18 protein-coding genes are annotated in these 17,063 nt (G+C 65.5%); 14 read left to right on the forward strand and 4 right to left on the reverse strand.

Annotation, left to right across the window (positions count from 1 at the left end; genetic code table 11):
• The first annotated feature begins 22 nt into the window (after positions 1-22).
• The 7 genes from TVC13_RS03830 to TVC13_RS03860 all read left to right on the forward strand — a co-directional run bounded on the left by TVC13_RS03830 (position 23) and on the right by TVC13_RS03860 (position 5,876).
• Positions 23-1,300, forward strand: a complete 1,278-nt coding sequence (locus TVC13_RS03830; protein WP_422399918.1) for a M18 family aminopeptidase — start codon at positions 23-25, stop codon at positions 1,298-1,300.
• A gap of 211 nt (positions 1,301-1,511) precedes the next feature.
• Complete coding sequence (gene rpsF, locus TVC13_RS03835) at positions 1,512-1,817, forward strand: 30S ribosomal protein S6 (RefSeq protein ID WP_091600910.1); 306 nt, start codon at positions 1,512-1,514, stop codon at positions 1,815-1,817.
• 68 nt (positions 1,818-1,885) lie between these two features.
• Complete coding sequence (locus tag TVC13_RS03840; RefSeq protein ID WP_055242870.1) at positions 1,886-2,437, forward strand: single-stranded DNA-binding protein; 552 nt, start codon at positions 1,886-1,888, stop codon at positions 2,435-2,437.
• A 103-nt stretch (positions 2,438-2,540) separates the two neighbouring features.
• Positions 2,541-2,780, forward strand: coding sequence for a 30S ribosomal protein S18 (gene rpsR, locus TVC13_RS03845; RefSeq protein WP_003800144.1), 240 nt, complete (start codon positions 2,541-2,543; stop codon positions 2,778-2,780).
• A gap of 18 nt (positions 2,781-2,798) precedes the next feature.
• On the forward strand, positions 2,799-3,248 hold the full coding sequence (gene rplI, locus TVC13_RS03850; protein ID WP_055242872.1) for a 50S ribosomal protein L9: 450 nt from the start codon (positions 2,799-2,801) through the stop codon (positions 3,246-3,248).
• Positions 3,249-3,819: 571 nt separating this feature from the next.
• Positions 3,820-5,199, forward strand: coding sequence for a replicative DNA helicase (gene dnaB / locus TVC13_RS03855; RefSeq protein ID WP_091600911.1), 1,380 nt, complete (start codon positions 3,820-3,822; stop codon positions 5,197-5,199).
• 50 nt (positions 5,200-5,249) lie between these two features.
• Positions 5,250-5,876: a hypothetical protein gene (locus TVC13_RS03860; protein ID WP_422399919.1), complete on the forward strand. Its 627-nt coding sequence runs from the start codon at positions 5,250-5,252 to the stop codon at positions 5,874-5,876.
• Position 5,877: 1 nt separating this feature from the next.
• Here the strand turns inward: TVC13_RS03860 and TVC13_RS03865 are convergent, their stop codons facing one another.
• The gene (locus TVC13_RS03865) at positions 5,878-6,474 is read right to left on the reverse strand and encodes a helix-turn-helix domain-containing protein (RefSeq protein ID WP_422399920.1); all 597 of its coding nucleotides are present in this window, start codon (positions 6,472-6,474) and stop codon (positions 5,878-5,880) included.
• A 108-nt stretch (positions 6,475-6,582) separates the two neighbouring features.
• Between TVC13_RS03865 and TVC13_RS03870 the strand changes: the two genes are divergently transcribed.
• On the forward strand, positions 6,583-7,584 hold the full coding sequence (locus TVC13_RS03870; protein WP_422399921.1) for an NAD(P)/FAD-dependent oxidoreductase: 1,002 nt from the start codon (positions 6,583-6,585) through the stop codon (positions 7,582-7,584).
• Between the two features lie 40 nt (positions 7,585-7,624).
• On the opposite strand, the gene TVC13_RS03875 is transcribed toward TVC13_RS03870, so the two are convergent.
• On the reverse strand, positions 7,625-9,661 hold the full coding sequence (locus TVC13_RS03875; protein WP_422399922.1) for an APC family permease: 2,037 nt from the start codon (positions 9,659-9,661) through the stop codon (positions 7,625-7,627).
• 414 nt (positions 9,662-10,075) lie between these two features.
• Between TVC13_RS03875 and TVC13_RS03880 the strand changes: the two genes are divergently transcribed.
• Complete coding sequence (locus TVC13_RS03880) at positions 10,076-10,807, forward strand: transglycosylase family protein (protein WP_422399923.1); 732 nt, start codon at positions 10,076-10,078, stop codon at positions 10,805-10,807.
• 94 nt (positions 10,808-10,901) lie between these two features.
• On the opposite strand, the gene TVC13_RS03885 is transcribed toward TVC13_RS03880, so the two are convergent.
• Together TVC13_RS03885 and TVC13_RS03890 are read right to left on the reverse strand one after the other, a co-directional pair.
• Entirely contained in the window at positions 10,902-11,195 is a 294-nt protein-coding gene (locus TVC13_RS03885; RefSeq protein ID WP_422399924.1) for a MoaD/ThiS family protein, read from the reverse strand.
• The gene (locus TVC13_RS03890; RefSeq protein ID WP_422399925.1) at positions 11,192-12,295 is read right to left on the reverse strand and encodes a WD40/YVTN/BNR-like repeat-containing protein; all 1,104 of its coding nucleotides are present in this window, start codon (positions 12,293-12,295) and stop codon (positions 11,192-11,194) included. The genes TVC13_RS03885 and TVC13_RS03890 overlap by 4 nt, the downstream gene beginning before the upstream one ends.
• Before the next feature lie 155 nt (positions 12,296-12,450).
• Here TVC13_RS03890 and TVC13_RS03895 point away from each other — a divergent pair, with 155 nt between their 5' ends.
• The 5 genes from TVC13_RS03895 (at position 12,451) to TVC13_RS03915 (ending at position 17,052) form a co-directional block, all read left to right on the forward strand.
• The gene (locus tag TVC13_RS03895; protein ID WP_422399926.1) at positions 12,451-13,371 is read left to right on the forward strand and encodes a DUF4031 domain-containing protein; all 921 of its coding nucleotides are present in this window, start codon (positions 12,451-12,453) and stop codon (positions 13,369-13,371) included.
• On the forward strand, positions 13,364-14,614 hold the full coding sequence (locus TVC13_RS03900; RefSeq protein ID WP_422399927.1) for an MFS transporter: 1,251 nt from the start codon (positions 13,364-13,366) through the stop codon (positions 14,612-14,614). The genes TVC13_RS03895 and TVC13_RS03900 overlap by 8 nt, the downstream gene beginning before the upstream one ends.
• Before the next feature lie 5 nt (positions 14,615-14,619).
• On the forward strand, positions 14,620-15,969 hold the full coding sequence (locus TVC13_RS03905; protein WP_422399928.1) for an MATE family efflux transporter: 1,350 nt from the start codon (positions 14,620-14,622) through the stop codon (positions 15,967-15,969).
• Between the two features lie 103 nt (positions 15,970-16,072).
• Positions 16,073-16,612, forward strand: a complete 540-nt coding sequence (locus tag TVC13_RS03910) for a hypothetical protein (protein WP_422399929.1) — start codon at positions 16,073-16,075, stop codon at positions 16,610-16,612.
• Between the two features lie 104 nt (positions 16,613-16,716).
• Positions 16,717-17,052 (forward strand): hypothetical protein, encoded by a 336-nt coding sequence (locus TVC13_RS03915; protein WP_422399930.1) that lies wholly within the window; start codon positions 16,717-16,719, stop codon positions 17,050-17,052.
• The last annotated feature ends 11 nt before the right edge of the window (positions 17,053-17,063 follow it).

The raw sequence follows: 17,063 nt of genomic DNA on the forward strand, positions 1-17,063 counted from the left end.
GGCTTTCTGGTTGAATCGGACTATGAATCCAACGCCGCACGAACACGTCACCGACCTCGGCGAGTACGTCGCCGCTTCCCCCTCGAGCTTCCACGCCGCGCGCACCGCAGCGGACCGCCTGCAGGCCGCCGGTTTCACCGAGCTGCGGGAAGACTCGGACTGGCCGGCAGTGCCCGGTAAGTACGTGGTGGTGCGCGACGGCGCCTTCATCGCCTGGATTGTGCCGGACGGTGCGGCGCCGGGCACCGGTTTCAACATCTTCGGCACGCACACCGATTCACCCACGTTCAAGCTCAAGCCCTCTCCCACCACCGGAAAGTTCGGCTGGCTGCAGGCCGGTGTGGAGGTCTACGGCGGCCCGCTGCTGAACTCCTGGCTGGACCGGGAACTGGAGCTGGCCGGCCGGCTGGTGACGCTCGACGGCGTCGAGCACCTGGTTGCCACGGGCCCGCTGCTGCGCTTCCCCCAGCTGGCGATCCACCTGGACCGCGCCGTGAACGAGGGCCTGAAGCTGGATAAGCAGCAGCACATGAACCCGGTGTGGGGGCTCGGCGACCCGTCCGCTGCGGACCTGCTGGGTCTGCTCGCGGCCAAAGCCGGCGTGGACCGTGAAGAGATCGGCGGGTACGACGTCGTTGCCGCCGACACCCAGCCTGCGCGCGTCTTTGGTGCCGATTCGGAATTCTTTGCCTCCGGGCGGCTGGATAATCTCTCCTCCGTGCACGCGGGGCTGTGTGCGCTGGAAGCCGCCGCCGAATCCAAGACCGGCGGATCGATCGCTGTCCTGGCCGCCTTCGATCACGAAGAGGTAGGCAGCGGGAGCCGTTCCGGAGCGGCCGGTCCGTTCCTCGAAGACATTCTGGCCCGCATCAGCGCCGGCCTGGGTGCCGGAACCGCGGACTCCCAGCGTGCCTTCGCGGCCTCGTTCTGCATTTCTGCCGACGCCGGGCATGCAGTGCATCCCAACTATGCCGAACGGCACGACCCGGCCAACCGTCCGGTCCTGAACGGCGGTCCGCTGCTCAAGATCAACGCCAACCAGCGCTACACCACCGATGCCCCCGGCGCCGCTTACTGGGCCGCACTGTGCCGCGAAGCCGGGGTGCCCTACCAGGAATTCGTCTCCAACAACTCCATTCCCTGCGGTTCCACGATCGGCCCGCTGACCGCGACCCGCCTGGGAATCCGCACCATCGACGTCGGCATCCCGCTGCTCTCGATGCACTCGGCCCGCGAGATGGCCGGTGTGGAGGACCCGTTCCAGCTCTCCCGTGCCGCAGGGGCCTTCTTCGCCCGGTAGCCGCGCGGCGGGGGACAGGGGGACTGTCCACAGGTGAACTTTGGAGTCGGGAAAATCCGATAGGATAGGGAAGTCTGTGCTGTCGGCTTCGGCCGGCAGGCTTCCGGGCATAACGCGGGTTCACCGCCGGCCCGGACGCAAAGACAACGCTAAAGAACCTCCTGTTACGGAAAGACCGTGACCGTATAGCCCAAAGGAGGTGGGTTCACAAATGCGTGCTTATGAACTGATGGTAATCATCGACCCCGAGGTCGAAGAGCGTACCGTGGAGCCTTCGCTCGACAAGTTCCTCAACGTTGTCCGCAACGAGGGTGGAACCGTCGACAAGGTGGACATCTGGGGTCGTCGCCGCCTGGCCTACGACATCAAGAAGAAGTCCGAAGGCATCTACGCGGTGGTTAACTTCACCGCCAGCCCTGCAGCTGCTGCTGAGCTTGACCGCCAGCTTGGCCTCAACGAGACCATCCTGCGTACCAAGATCATCCGCCCCGAAGACCAGAAGGTTGTTGCCGAGTAATTTCGGTCCAACCTTTATTCGTCAACGAAAGGCCCGGGTACTCCGGGCCGAGACACCAGGAGGCATAAATGGCAGGCGAGACAACGATCACCGTGGTCGGCAACCTGACGAACGATCCGGAACTCCGGTTCACCCCGTCCGGTTCAGCAGTGGCGAACTTCACCATTGCCTCGACGCCGCGCACCTTCGACCGGCAGTCCAACGAATGGAAGGACGGCGAAACGCTGTTCCTCCGTGCGTCGGTCTGGCGTGAAGCTGCGGAAAACGTCGCCGAGTCCCTGACCAAGGGAACCCGAGTCGTCTGCCAAGGCCGCCTGAAGTCACGTTCGTACGAGACCAAAGAGGGCGAAAAGCGTACCGTCATGGAGCTTGAGGTCGACGAAATCGGCCCCTCGCTTCGTTACGCGTCCGCAAAGGTCACCCGCACCCAGCGCTCCGGCGGTGGCGGCGGTGGGTTCGGCGGTAACGCCGGCGGCGGCTTCGGCGGCAACTCCAACTCCGGTTGGGGCGGCCAGCAGCAGCAGCAGTCCGCACCTGCGGACGATCCCTGGGGTGCCCCTGCAGGCGGCAACTCAGGCGGCTGGGGAGCCGGCCCGGATTCCAACGATCCGCCCTTCTAAGCAATACCCCTGTGCCGCAAGGCACAACCTCTGACGGCAACCGCCGTCGAGCCCATCCCGTGGAATTGATCCACGGGCTCCACTAGACATAAGGAGCTCCACGATGGCTAAGGCTGAACTTCGCAAGCCCAAACCAAAGTCCAATCCCTTGAAGGCCGCTGACATCACTGTCATCGACTACAAGGACGTAGCATTGCTGCGCAAGTTCATTTCCGACCGCGGAAAGATCCGCGCTCGTCGCGTAACTGGCGTAACCGTGCAGGAACAGCGCAAGATCGCACAGGCAATCAAGAACGCCCGTGAAGTTGCACTCCTGCCTTACTCCGGCGCTGGCCGCGGCTAAAGGAAAGGAACCTAACTCATGGCAAAGCTCATTCTGACCCACGAAGTCACCGGTCTCGGTGCTGCAGGCGACGTTGTCGAGGTGAAGGACGGTTACGCACGTAACTACCTGGTGCCCCGCGGCTTCGCTCTGACCTGGACCAAGGGCGGCGAGAAGCAGGTTGAGTCCATCAAGGCTGCCCGCGCTGCTCGCGAGCACGCTTCGCTGGAAGATGCCCAGAAGCAGGCTGCTGCACTCTCCGCCAAGCCGGTCAAGCTGACCGTCAAGGCCGGCGAGTCCGGACGCCTCTTCGGCACGGTCAAGCCTGCTGACGTTGCCGCTGCTGTTGAAGCTGCCGGCCTCGGCAGCATCGACAAGCGCAAGGTTGAACTGCCGACTCACATCAAGTCGGTTGGTTCCTTCCAGGCCAACGTCCGCCTGCACGACGACGTTGCTGCTGTAATCGACCTTGAGGTCGTTGCCAGCTAGTACCGATCGCCTCGCACTGCGTGATCTGCAGCGCCCCCCGCCTCCTGTGAGGCAGGGGGCGCTGCTGCGTTTCAGGCACCCCGCAGCACTCAGCAGGCTTACCGTCACAGGTAGTTTCGAGTAGCTCACAAGTATGTGGATAGCGGCTGTGGATAACGGGCGCCGTATGCCCCTTTTGGGATTCTGTCAACCTGAAGGGTGTGGCTGAACGTTGGGGAAAATAGTTGGCTGTGCACAGGTGTGGAGAAGTGTTTCCCCTAGTCAGAGCCATATTTTGCTTGAAACTAATTTGTTGTCCACAGCCTTATGCCCAACCTGTGCACAAGACACGCCGAGTTATGAACAGGGTATCCACAATGCCTGTGGATAACTCGTTTGTTGAGGGAGCCTTACGGGGCTACGGTTGCGGTGGACTCCCTCATCGGCGCACCCGGAAAAGTATCGGCGAGGGCACGGCGGGCAGAGGCGCCCAATGTCAGTGCCGTCGGCTAGAACTAGAGCCAGCCATACATGCCTTGCGGGTCAGCCGGACGGAGCCCGTGGATAGAACATTCTTGGAAAGGGTGGCCCCGTGTCGCTTGCACATGCGGATTCCGCTGAATCAACCCGAACTCCCGATTTTGGCCGGACTCCGCCCCAGGACCTGGTAGCGGAGCAGTCGGTGCTTGGCGGCATGATGCTCTCCAAGGATGCGATCGCCGACTGCGTGGAGGTGCTGCGCGGCGTCGACTTCTACCGCCCGGCCCATGAAGCCATCTACGAAGCCATCATCGATCTCTACGGCCGCGGCGAGCCCGCTGATGCCGTTACGGTCTCTGACGAGCTGACCAAGCGCGGAGAGATCACCCGCATCGGCGGCCCGGCCTACCTGCACACGCTGATCCAGTCCGTCCCCACTGCAGCCAACGCCGGGTTTTACGCCGAGATCGTCCGCGAACGCGCGGTCCTGCGGCGCCTGGTGGACGCCGGCACCAAGATTGTCCAGCTGGGCTACTCCAACGACGGCGAAGTTGATGACCTGGTCAATGCAGCCCAGGCAGAGGTCTATGCCGTCGCCGAACGCCGTACCGCGGAGGACTATGTTCCCCTGAAGGACATCATCGAAGGCACGGTGGATGAAATCGAGTCCGCCGGGCACCGCGGCGAGGGAATGACCGGTGTTCCCACCGGTTTCTACGAACTCGACGAACTGACCCAGGGCCTGCACGGCGGCCAGATGATCGTCATTGCCGCCCGTCCCGCAGTCGGCAAGTCCACCTTCGCGCTGGACTTTGCCCGCTCCGCGGCCATCAAGCACAACATGACCACCGTCTTCTTCTCCCTGGAAATGGGTCGGAATGAGATTGCCATGCGCCTGCTTTCCGCCGAGGCCACAATCGGCCTGCAGGATCTGCGCAAGGGCACCATCAAGGATGAGCAGTGGGGCAAGATCGCCACCACCATGGGCCGCATGAACGACGCGCCGCTGTTCATTGATGACAGCCCCAACATGTCCCTCATGGAGATCCGCGCCAAGTGCCGGCGGCTGAAGCAGCGCCACGACCTCAAGCTGGTGGTCCTGGACTACCTGCAGCTGATGTCCTCCGGTAAGCGCGTTGAATCCCGCCAGCAGGAAGTTTCGGAGTTCTCCCGTGCCCTGAAGCTGCTGGCCAAGGAGCTTGAAGTTCCCGTGATCGCCCTCTCGCAGCTGAACCGTGGTTCGGAACAGCGCACCGACAAGAAGCCGATGGTCTCCGACCTGCGTGAATCCGGCTCGATCGAGCAGGACGCAGACATGGTGATCCTGCTTCACCGCGAGGACATCTACGACAAGGAATCCCCGCGGGCCGGCGAGGCCGACGTAATCGTGGCCAAGCACCGTAACGGTCCCACCAAGACCATCGTTGTGGGCTTCCAGGGCCATTACTCGCGGTTCTCGAACATGGCTGTTGAAGGCGGCTCCGGCTTCTAGCTGGTACCACCGCATCCGCCTTCCCGTTTCCACCACCCCAGGAGCTCCCCGTGCCTAAGTCCAAGCCCCGCAAGAAGGCCGTTTCCAAGAAGAAGCAGGCCCGCCGCGCCGAGCATGAGGTCAACGCCATGCTGCGCGGGGAGACCGCATACTTCAGCGACGATGCCGAGGCGCTCCTGGCCGGGCGCGGCTGGATCAGCGAACGGGATCAGCCCGGGGGTGCCGACCAGGGCGATGCCTGGTACTGGATGCCGTCCCAGCTGCCGGCCTACCTGGAGGAGGGTGAACCGGTACCAACCTCCGTCTACCCTACGTCCGATACCACCTTTGTCAGCCAGCTGGCGACACCGGACGGCTCCGTGCCGCCCTCTGCCCAGCGCGAATATGCCTCGCTCGAGGAGCTGGAGGCGGATCTGGACCGGCTGGAGTCCTACCGGGTACCGGAGGAGGACTGGAACGTGCTGGGCGGCGGTCCCGGACCGGATGAAACCCCCGACGAACTCATTGAGGGCATCGCCGAGGAATGGGAGCTCATTGCCGAGCTGATCCACTTCCCGTACAGCGCTGACGGGCCGCGCTCCTTCGAACGGGTTGAACTTGCCCTCCGGGACGGACGCCTGACGGACTACGCCTACCGGTCTGTGCTTGCGGGCCGGGGAAGCGACGCCAAGGTCTAGGTCAGGACCGCTTCCGCGGATCAGCCGGCCTGGCCCGGACGTGCGCCTTCTCGCCCTGTGGCCCGAACAGTGCCAGGAACTCGACGGCGTCCTTATCCGCGTTTCCCATCCAGTGCGGCACCCGGGTCTCAAACTCCGCGGCTTCACCAGCACTCAGAATGAGTTCGCTGCTGCCCAGCAGCAGCCGCAGCCGGCCGCTGAGCACGTAGAGCCATTCATAGCCGTCGTGGGTTTTGAGGTCCGGGAGAGCAGGTTTCTTCGGTGCCGGCAGGATGTACTTGAAGGCTCCGATCCCGCTGGCCTTCTCCGTCAGGGAGATCACGGTGGCGCCGCGGTGGCGTGAAGTGCGCATGTGGACGCGTGGGTCTCCGGTTTGCGGGCCCGCGACGAGTTCATCCAGGGTGACGCCGTAGGCCCTGGCCAGCGGGAGCAGCATGTCCAGCGTTGCCCGCCGCTGCCCGCTTTCCAGCCGGGAGAGGGTGCTGAGCGAGATTCCGGTGGAGTCGGCTACTGCCGTGAGGGTCCGGCCCCGTGCGGTCCGCAGGAAGCGCAGCCTGGCACCAATGGCGGTGATAATCGCTTCATCGTCTGGGTTCATAAACGGATCTTGCCATAACAGCAAGATCCGTTGTACGTGTGTTCCGTGCAACGGAGACTTATTGCAGAGGGCCGGGCAGATGCCGGCCAAACGTGCCAAGGAGCAGCCATGACGTATCAGACCAAGGAACCGCACGAGCCCGCGCAGGCGCAGTACGACGTCGTCATAGTGGGAGGTGCCGCGGCCGGACTCAGTGCGGGGCTGGCACTGTCCCGGGCGCGCCGGAAGGTGGCAGTTGTTGATTCGGGCGAACCGCGCAACGCGGCTGCCGGCCACGTCCATAATTACCTGGGCCGGGAGGGAGCGGCGCCGGGTGAGCTGTACGCCGTCGGACGGGACGAAGTGCGCAGCTATGGCGGCATCATCCTGGAGGGGCAGGCACAGAATGTGGAGCGTGCCGGCGACGGAACTTTTCGGGTTTTCCTGCAGGACGGGACTGTTCTGGCCTGCCGGCGGGTCCTCGCCGCCAGCGGTGCACTTGACGAACTGCCGGAGATCCCGGGCCTGGCCCGCTACTGGGGAACAGATGTGCTGCACTGCCCGTACTGCCACGGCTGGGAAGCAGCCGGGAAGACGCTCGGTGTGCTGGCCACGGATCTTGATACGGCCGTGCACCAGGCGCTGATGTGGCGGCAGTGGTGCGAAGACGTGGTGCTGTTCCTCAACGCCGCCGGCGAACCGGACAGTGAGCAGTCCATCCAACTGGCTGCCCGCGGAATCCGCGTCGTGGAGGGTGCCGTCGCCGCCGTCGAAGGTGATGCCGGCCTGGCCGGGGTACGCCTGGGCTCAGGCGACTTTGTGTCCCGGCAGGCACTGGTGGTGCTGACCCGGCTGCGAGCCCGGGCTGACTACCTCGCCGGCGTGGGGCTCGCCGCGGAGGAACAGCATTTTGGCGACCTCGCCGTCGGAACTGCCGTGCCGGCAGATTCCAGTGGTGTGACCTCTGTCCCGGGGGTCTTTGCTGCAGGTAACCTCACCTCCCCCATGACCCAGGTCATTGGCGCGGCGTCCGCCGGACTGGCTGCGGCTACGGCGATCAACGCCGAGCTGATTGCGGAGGACACGGCAGCTGCTGTGGCAGCGCAGCGCGGGGGAGTGCTTCAGGGCTGAGGTCGAGGCGTGACGTAGGCGCGGTGCCGTCCGGTGCGCGCTACGTCCCCGGCGTCTTTGAGTCTGTTCCCGGCTGGGTATCCCGCCCGGACCGGGCTTGCTCGGTTGCCTGCCGGGAAGCGGCCGCTGCATCCCGGCTGGAAGCCAGCTGCCACGGAACGCTGGCCACCATGATGCCCGGTTCAAAGTGCAGGCGGGCCTTTATGCGCAGCGCAGTCTGGTTGTGCACCAGCTGTTCCCACCAGCGTCCGACGACGTACTCGGGAATGTAGACCACAAAAAGTTCCCGCGGCGAAGACCGGCGGGCTTCGCGCAGGTAGGCCAGCACAGGGGAGACGGTCTCGCGGTACGGCGAGGAAAGTACCGTCAGCGGCACCGGTATGCGGAGTCGCTCCCACTTGAGGACCGTTTTCTCCGTCTCGTCCGGATCCAGGTCCACGATGATGGCGTTCAGGCTCGACGGGCGCGAGGCCCTGGCATAGGCCAGGGCCCGCAGGACGGGTTTGTGGACCTTGGAGACCAGGATTACGGCATTCACCCGGCTGGGCAGGGCAAGCACTGAGGGGTCTTCCTCGACCCGCAGCTCTTCGGCGACGGCCGCGTAGTGCCGGCGGATGCTGTCCATCACTACGTACAGGAATGCCATGGCTAACAGGGCAATCCAGGCACCGTGCTCAAACTTCGTCACCACCACGATCACAAGCACCAGGGCCGTCATGCCGAAGCCGCAGGAGTTGATCAGCCGGGACCGGTTCATCCGCCGCCGGTTTTCGGGTTTGCGCTCGGTGCGCAGCTTGGCGGTCCAGTGCCGGATCATGCCAAGCTGGCTGGCAGTGAAGGACACGAAGACGCCAACGATGTAGAGCTGGATCAGCCGGGTCACGTCTGCGTTGAAAATCAGGATCAGAACCAGCGCGGCGAGGCCCAGCACGATGATTCCGTTGCTGAACGCCAGCCGGTCACCGCGGGTGCGCATCTGCCGGGGAAGGTAGCCGTCCTTGGCCAGGACGGATGCCAGGATCGGGAAACCGTTGAAGGCGGTGTTCGACGCGAACACCAGGATCAGGCCGGTGGCCGCAACCACCACGTAGAAAAGCAGGGACCCGTCTCCGAACACCGTCTCGGCCAGCTGGCTGATCACCGGATGCTGGATGTAGTCCTGCACCGGTGACCCGTTCTGGAGCAGCTGCGTGGCCGGGTCCTGCACAAAGTGGACCTTGGTGAGGTTTGCGAGGGCCAGGATGCCGGCCAGCATGGCGGCCGCCAGGCCTCCGAGCAGCAGCAGGGTGGTGGCTGCGTTGCGGCTCTTCGGTTTGCGGAACGTGGGAACCCCGTTGCTGATTGCCTCCACACCGGTGAGGGCGGCTGCACCCGAGGAGAACGCCCGCAGGAGAAGGAAAGCTCCGGCCAGGCCGGTGAGTCCGGCGTCGAGCCCGGCCTCCGGGAGCAGGTCAAAACCAGCGGACGGAGCGTCCTTCAGGGTGCCTGTTGCTGCCTGGAAAAGACCGATCGCGCACATGCCGAGCACTGAGGCGAGGAAAAGGTACGTCGGCACCGCGAACAGGGAGCCCGCTTCCCGAACTCCGCGCAGGTTGATGAGCATGAGGATTATGACGCCGGCCGCCGCCAGCAGTCCTTGCCGCCCATGCAGCACCGGCACGGCTGTGACCAGGTACTGCGCCGCTGAGGACATTGAAACTGCGACTGTGAGCACGTAGTCCACCAGCAGGGCGGAGCCTACCGTCAATCCGGCCCGGCGCCCCAGGTTCTCACTGGCAATCTCATAGTCGCCGCCGCCGGACGGGTAGGCGTGGACGTTCTGGCGGTAGGACGCAACCACGGTCAGCAGGACGACAATAACGGCGAGTCCCACCCAGGGGGAAAGGGTCACTGCGGCAACGCCGGCCAGGGCCAGAGTGAGGAGGATTTCATCCGGGGCGTAGGCGGCGGATGACAGCGCATCCGAGGCATAAACGGGCAGTGCCACGCGCTTGCGCAGCAGTGTGCGGGAGAGCTGCTCGTTGCCGTACGGACGCCCCACCAGAATGCGCTTGAGCGCATTGAAGAATGTGAGCACGAGGACAAACCATAGACCGGTTGCCGGACCAAGTCCAGACAGTCGCAGGCCCGGAAATCCGCAGCCTGTGGTCAAGTCCACATTGCGGCGCTCGATCCGCATGAGCAAGCGGATCGTGCTGGTTGTTGCGACTCGCCGTCGTAGGTCTCGGTTTGATATCGATTTGCGTCTTCCCTACCTTGGATGAGTGCCCGAAACACGGGCGGTAGCCGGGTCCCGAAGAGCTGAAGCTGATCCGGCCGGCAGCACCGAATTGAATGGTGCGGCCGAAGAATGCACAGGTGCCCCTCGCCACCTCACGTCGCTGCTGAGGGAGCATCCAACCAGACCTCTATTTAGTCGGGGGCAGGCGACGGCGTTATGAAGCCCGGGGACGGGCGGAGCGTAGGTGGGTCCTAGGAGCAGATACAGCTAATGAAGAACTCGAAGATCACCCGTTACGTCCGTCGTGGATTCGCCGCCGCCGCCATCACTGGTGCCGGCGCCGCCGGCCTCGCCGGCATGGCCGCCCCGGCCAATGCAGCCTCCATGGACTGGGATGCCCTGGCACAGTGCGAAAGCGGTGGCAACTGGAGCATCAACACTGGTAACGGATTCTCCGGCGGCCTGCAGTTCACGCCCAGCACCTGGGCTGCTTTCGGCGGCACCGGCGACCCCGCCAACGCCAGCCGCGAGCAGCAGATTGCTGTAGCCGAGCGTGTCCTGGCTGAGCAGGGCCCCGGCGCCTGGCCTGCCTGCACCGCCAAGCTGGGCATGACCGGCGCTACGGCCAACCCGCAGGCAGCAACCCCTGTGGAGCAGGCACCTGTTGCCGAGACCCCGGTTCAGACCTACTCTGTTCCGGCAGAGGCCCCGGCACCGACCTACACCGAGCCGGCTCCGGTCCAGACCTACACCGCTCCGGCCCAGCCTGAGGCTGTGGCACCGGTAGAGGTTCCGGCCACCTCGCAGGGTCCTGCTGCTGCTGTACCGGCTCCCGCAGTGAGCGGCGAGACCTACACCGTCCAGGCCGGCGACACCCTGTCCGCCATCGCTGAGAAGCTCGGCATCGAAGGTGGCTGGCAGGCTCTGTACGCGGCCAACACCGGCACCGTGATCCACCCCGACCTGATCCTCACCGGACAGGCCCTGCAGCTGCCGGCCTAACCGGTACCTGCTGAAAACGGCCGGACATCCCCTGCGGGTGTCCGGCCGTTCTTCCATTTAATCCGTTTAAACAGACCGACGGCACGGAATTGCACTAACCCCCGGCGATTGACTGCAGGATCATGACTTCAGCGCCCGGGGACACTGCGCTGTGCTGGCGATCCAGTCCGCGGATGTCCTGACCATCCACATAGATATTGACGAACCGGCGTACGGTTCCGGTCTCATCACGGATGCGCCGTTCCAGCACCGGGAACCGGCTCCCCAGGCCGTCCAGCAGGGAACCTACTGTCAGTCCGGCTGTGCCGGGGACGCTCAGCTCCCGGGTTCCGCCTGCAGCCGGCGCCAGCACATCCGGAAGCAGGACCCTGATCTCACCGGCGGTCACGGCACCTGGCTCCCAAGCGGGGCTGCGCGGACGCAGAGGACATCCGGAAGATTGGAAGCCACCACCGCAAAGGTGCCGCCCTCGTCAGCGCTGGCATACACCTCTCCGGCGCGGGTTCCGAAGTACACTCCGGCCGGTTCGGCGGTGTCCACCGCAGCGGCATCGCGGAGGACAGCGTTGTATTCGCTGCGGGGCAGTCCGGTGTCCTGCCTCGTCCACGACTCCCCGGCATCCGTGCTCCGGTAGACGGCCAGCTCCCCGCCGGGAGGGATGCGTTCTCCGTCAGCAACCAGCGGGATGGTCCAAAGTGTGCCGCCGGTGTGCGGGTGAGCCAGCATCACAAAGCCGAAGTCTGCCGGGAGTCCGTCAGCAATCGAGACCCAGGTGTCTCCGGCGTCGTCACTCCGGTAAACGCCGTGGTGGTTCTGCGCGTACAGGCGGGCAGGATTCCGGGCGTCGCGTGCCACTTTGTGCACGCACTGTCCGAACTCCGGGTTCGGATCCGGCATAAAGTAGGCGGAAATCCCGTGGTTGCGGGCGGCCCAGGACTGACCGCCGTCGTCGGAGCGGTAGACACCGCCGGAACTGATGGCCACATGCACGCTGTCATCTGCCGGGCTGGGAAGCACCGTGTGCGCGGCAGCTCCGCCGTAACCCTCTCCCCAGTCGGGACGGTGCGGGTGGTTCCACAATCCCTCATTGAGCTCAAAGCTGGTGCCGCCGTCCGTGGACTTCCACACCGAGATCGGTTCGCAGCCCGCCCAGACGACTCCCGGCCGCTCCGCCGAGTCCGGCTGCAGCTGCCAGATGCGTCCCAGCGACTCTCCGGTTTCAGCAGGGAACGTGATGGCTCCTGCCTCAGGCTCCGTCCAGCTCTCACCGAGGTCATCGGAGATCACGACTGTGGGTCCCCAGTGCGGGGAAAGCAGTCCGGCAAGGATACGCGGCGGGGAATGCCGGGTATCCAGGGCCACGCTGGCTACCTCATTCATAAGGAAGAACGGTCCGTTCAGTTTCCAGTCTGCACGGTCGGTGCTGCGAGCCAGCCACAGCCCTTTGCGCGTGCCGATGGCAATAAGGGTGTCCCCGGTCTGCGTCATGGCAGATATTGGACCACTCGGCAGCCGGCGGGACAAGGGAGTTCCGAAGCCGGGCGGTACACGGGGAAGGGCCGGATGGAAATTGTGCACCGCGTGGACTAAGGATGGAGGAATGATTCCAGCAATATTCCCCGGTTCTTCCTGAGCAGGCGCGGTTGATTTACATCGATCCGCCGCTTTGGCCCGCCCACGGCACCTTCTTCTCCCACCTGATCTCCGACACTTCGCTCGAAGAGCTCCACAGTTTTGCCGCGGCGGCCGGCATTCCGCGCCGGGCCTTCGACCGGGACCATTACGACGTGCCGCGGAAGCGCCACGCGGATCTGGTGGCTGCCGGTGCCACACCGGTGGACGGCGCCACGCTGGTGCGCGCCCTGATTGCCGGCGGGCTGCGCATCCCGGCGCGCGAACGCGCCGCGTCCCTGGTTCATCCGCTGCGCCGGCGCTGGGACTCCCTGGTCCCGGAGGCCGCGGATCTCGGTGCCGAACTGCTGAACCGCTGGGGCGAACCGCACCGGCATTATCACGACCGGCGGCACCTGCTGCAGGTGCTCGAAGCGCTGCACCGGCTGGGCTGCACGGATCGTCCGGTACTTTTGGCTGCCTGGTTCCACGACGCGGTGTACGACGGCGTTCCAGGGGAAGATGAAGAAGCCTCCGCGGTGCTCGCTGAGGAGCTGCTGCCCTCCGCGGGAGTCCCTGCCGCCGAGGCCGCGGAGACCGCCAGGCTGGTCCGCCTCACCGCAAGCCACGACCCGGCACCGGGAGATGAACCGGGCAAGCTGCTCTGTGATGCCGATCTGGCCGTGCTGGGCAGGACACCGCCGGACTATGACCGGTATGCAGCAGACATCCGCCGGGAATACAGCCGCCTGGACGACGCAGTATTCCCCGAGGGGCGGCGCAGGGTGCTTGAGTCCCTGCTGACCAGGGGGAACGGGCTGTACCGCACCCGGCGGGGCGAGGAACTGTGGGGCAGCGCGGCGAGGGCCAACCTGACCCGTGAACTGGCCGCCCTGAGCGAAGGCAGCGCCCCGGCGGGCACCGGATGCGGAAGCGGTGCCGGCCGTGGCTGAAGCCGCAGAATTCGCGGGGCACCGCCGGGGAAGCGCCGGTTACCGGGGTGTCCTGGTGGGCCTCGCAGCCGCCGGCGTGGCAACTTTCGCGCAGCTGTATTCGGTGCAGGGCCTCCTGCCCCAGCTTGCCGCTGACTTCGGGATCAGCGCCTCCACAGCGGCGCTGAGCGTTTCCGCAGCCACACTCGGCCTGGCAATGGCTGTTATTCCCTGGTCAGCCGCGGCCGACCGTTTCGGCCGGCTTCCGGTCATGCGGACCGCCATCATCGCCGCCGTGATCCTGGGACTGATAGTGCCGTTGTCCACTGATTTTTCGGTGCTGCTGGCCCTGAGGTTCGCCGAAGGAGCCGCGCTGGGCGGCATTCCCGCCGTCGCGCTGGCCTACCTAAGCGAAGAGGTCAGCTCTGTCCACGCTGCGGTGGCGGCGGGCACGTATGTCTCCGGAACCACGCTAGGGGGGCTGGCCGGACGCATCCTGGCCGCTCCCGTGGGCGAATATTCCTCATGGCGCATAGGTGTGGCCGCGGTGAGCCTGCTGGCCGCAGCAGCGGCCGTCGTTTTTATGCTCGCTACTCCCCGGCAGCGCGGATACCTCCCCCGGCGAAGGGCCGACGGCGGTGCCTCCCTGGCATCCCGGCTGGCCGGGAACCTGCGCTCGGGGCGCCAGCTGGTGCTGTACTCGCAGGCGTTCCTGTTGATGGGCGGGTTCGTAGCCGTCTACAACTACCTTGGTTTCCGCCTGGAACTGGCACCGTTCAATCTTCCGCAGTCCCTGGCCAGCTCCCTCTTTCTCGCATACCTGGCCGGAACCTGGTCTTCCCGCTTTGCCGGCCGGGCCACGGGGCGCGTGGCCGGCGGCCGCAGGACCGTGCTGCTGGCGTGCACCGGCGTGATGGCGCTGGGCCTGGCAGTGACCCTGCTCCATTCCCTTCCGGCCGTGATTGCAGGACTGGTGATCTTCACCGCAGGGTTCTTCGGGGCGCACGCCGTGGCTTCCGGCTGGGTGCCGGTGCTGGCCGCCGGTGGGCGGGCACAGGCGTCCTCGCTGTACAACCTGGCCTATTACACCGGTTCCAGCCTGGTTGGTTGGGCAGCCGGCCTCTTCTTCCAGGGCGCAGGGTGGAACGGACTTGCGGTTTTTGTGCTGACCCTCCTGGCCGTCGCTGCAGCCTTGGCCGCCACGCTGCCCGGACGGCAGGAACCAGCCGGAAGTGTCCGCACCGGCCGTAGGCTGGAACCGTGAAAACAATGAGCCCTGGCGCTAACCGGAGCCTTGGCAGGCGGATCCTCGCCCTGGCCCTTCCGGCCCTGGGGGCGCTCATCGCCGAACCGCTGTTCCTGCTGGCCGACGCCGCCATTGTTGGCCATCTTGGCGTCAGTCAGCTCGCCGGCGTGGGCCTGGCATCCACGGTGCTCCAGACCGCCGTCGGGCTGATGGTTTTCCTTGCCTATTCGACCACCGGGACTGTGGCCAGGTTCCTCGGCGGCAACAGGCACCGTGAAGCCGTTGCAGCGGGGCGGGACGGCATAGCCCTGGCCGTGCTGCTGGGGCTGGTGCTCTCCACCGCAGGCTTCCTGCTGGCGCCCTGGGTGGCCGGAGCGCTCGGCGCGGAGGGTGAAGTCCACCGGTATGCGGTGGATTACCTGCGGTGGTCGATGCCCGGACTGACTGCCATGCTGGTGGTGCTGGCAGCCACCGGTGTGCTGCGCGGCCTGCAGGACACCAAGACACCGCTGGTGATCGCCGTGGCCGGGTTCAGCATGAACATTGGGCTCAACTTCCTGCTGGTGTACGGCCTTGGAATGTCCGTGGCCGGAGCCGCACTGGGCACCAGCATCAGCCAGTGGGGCATGGCTGGCGCCTATCTGGTGATGGTCGCCCGGATGGCCCGGCGCCAGAACGTCTCCCTGCGGCCGACGGGCGCCGGCATCATCTCCGGAGTGCAGGTTGGGTCCTGGCTGATGCTGCGCACGGCGAGCCTGCGCGTCGCGGTGCTCGCCGCCGTCGTTGTGGCCACAGCCCAGGGGCAGGTGTCCCTTGCCGCGCACCAGCTGGTTATGACCTTCTTCACCTTCCTGGCTTTCGCCCTGGACGCCCTGGCAATCGCCGCGCAGGCCATGATCGGCAGGGAACTCGGTGCCGGCAACCGCGCTATGGCCCGGGAACTGACCCGCAAGATGTCCGTCTGGGGAGTCGGATTCGGCGTCATCACGGGGGTGCTGCTGGCTGCGGCCGCACCCTTCGCGGGATGGATTTTTACCACGGACCCCGGCGTGGTCCAGGCGCTGACTGCCGGACTGTGGGTCCTGGCCGCGGCCCAGCCCATCTGCGGCCTGGTGTTTGTCCTGGACGGGGTGCTGATCGGGGCCGGGGACGCGAAGTACCTGGCGTTAACCGGCGTACTCAACCTGCTGGCCTATCTGCCGCTGCTCTGGTGGGTCCATGCTTCGGGACTGGAGGGCGGATCCGGAATCGCCTGGCTCTGGGCAGCCTTCGGACTCGGGTACATGGCAGCCCGCGCCGTGACGCTTTCGTGGCGGGCACGCTCGGATGCGTGGATGATTACCGGTGCGGCAACAGGGAAAACGAGCGACTAAGCTAAGGATCGGCCGGACCGGCCGTCAAGCAACCTGAAAGCGGAGGCTCGCCGTGGGCGCACCCCACCCCAAAGCACCCTGGGTTCCTATTCTTCTCCGTTCCGTGATTGCCGCGGTATACGGCGGAGTGACCATCTTCTGGCAGGAACCCACACTTTCCGTGCTCGCAATCGCGGGCGGACTGTACTTTGTCCTGACCGGCGTGAGCCTGTGGCGCATGTCCACGCTGGCGCGTTCCTGTGCAATTCCGCAGGTCCCTGGAGCGCTGCTTCTGGCCGCAGCTGTGTACGCAGCAGCCGGCGTCATTGTCGCAGTGGTCCAGTCCACCACGGTCTTCGCCTATGTGGGCGCTGCAGCCCTGCTGGTGGGCGGCCTCATTGAGTTTGCCTTCTGGTTCCGGGTGCGCAAGGGCTTCACCCCCGCGCGGGACTGGCTGATTACCGGTGCTGCGGCGATCGGTGCCGCAGCCCTGATGCCCGCCTTCCTGGCGCTGGCTGAAAGCAGTCATGTGCGTGCGCTTCTGGGCGTGAGCGGAGGCTCCGCCGTCATCATTGCCGTGGTCCTGGCGATTTCCGGCCTGGGCCTGCGGCATGACGCAAGTCTGGCCCTGGAAAGCAACGAAGCGTCGAAGGCCGTAAACTAGTATCATCCGCGGCTTCTACCGAAGGTAGAAGACCGCCCAGCCGACAACGCAGGAGGACAATAGTGGCGAAGAGCCAGCCCGGTGGGACGCAGAAACGGAATTCCGTGAAGGCCCCGCTGGTTTTCTCCGCAGTCCTGGCCGTCATTGCCGGCATTACCACCATGATTTTCGCCACCGGCGGAGCCACCAAGGAACTGCGCCTGGACCTCGGCCTGACGGCCATGGGGATCGCGTTTATCGCGTCCCTGCTGATTTCTTCGCTGCTGCTCATGACGGAGAAGCCGAACCCGGACCACCTCAGCGAAGGGTCCGGTGTCCACCGGACGTCAGCAAAGATTCCCGGCGGTGCCGGCAGCGTGGGAGCACCTGCACCCCGCGGCCAGAACCCCGCGGCCCACGACGGCGCGAAGCCGGATGAGCCTGCGGACGGCAAAGCTTAGTCCAGAACTCC

It is taken from the genome of Arthrobacter sp. 3Tela_A (assembly GCF_049311025.1).
Classification (GTDB): domain Bacteria; phylum Actinomycetota; class Actinomycetes; order Actinomycetales; family Micrococcaceae; genus Arthrobacter_B.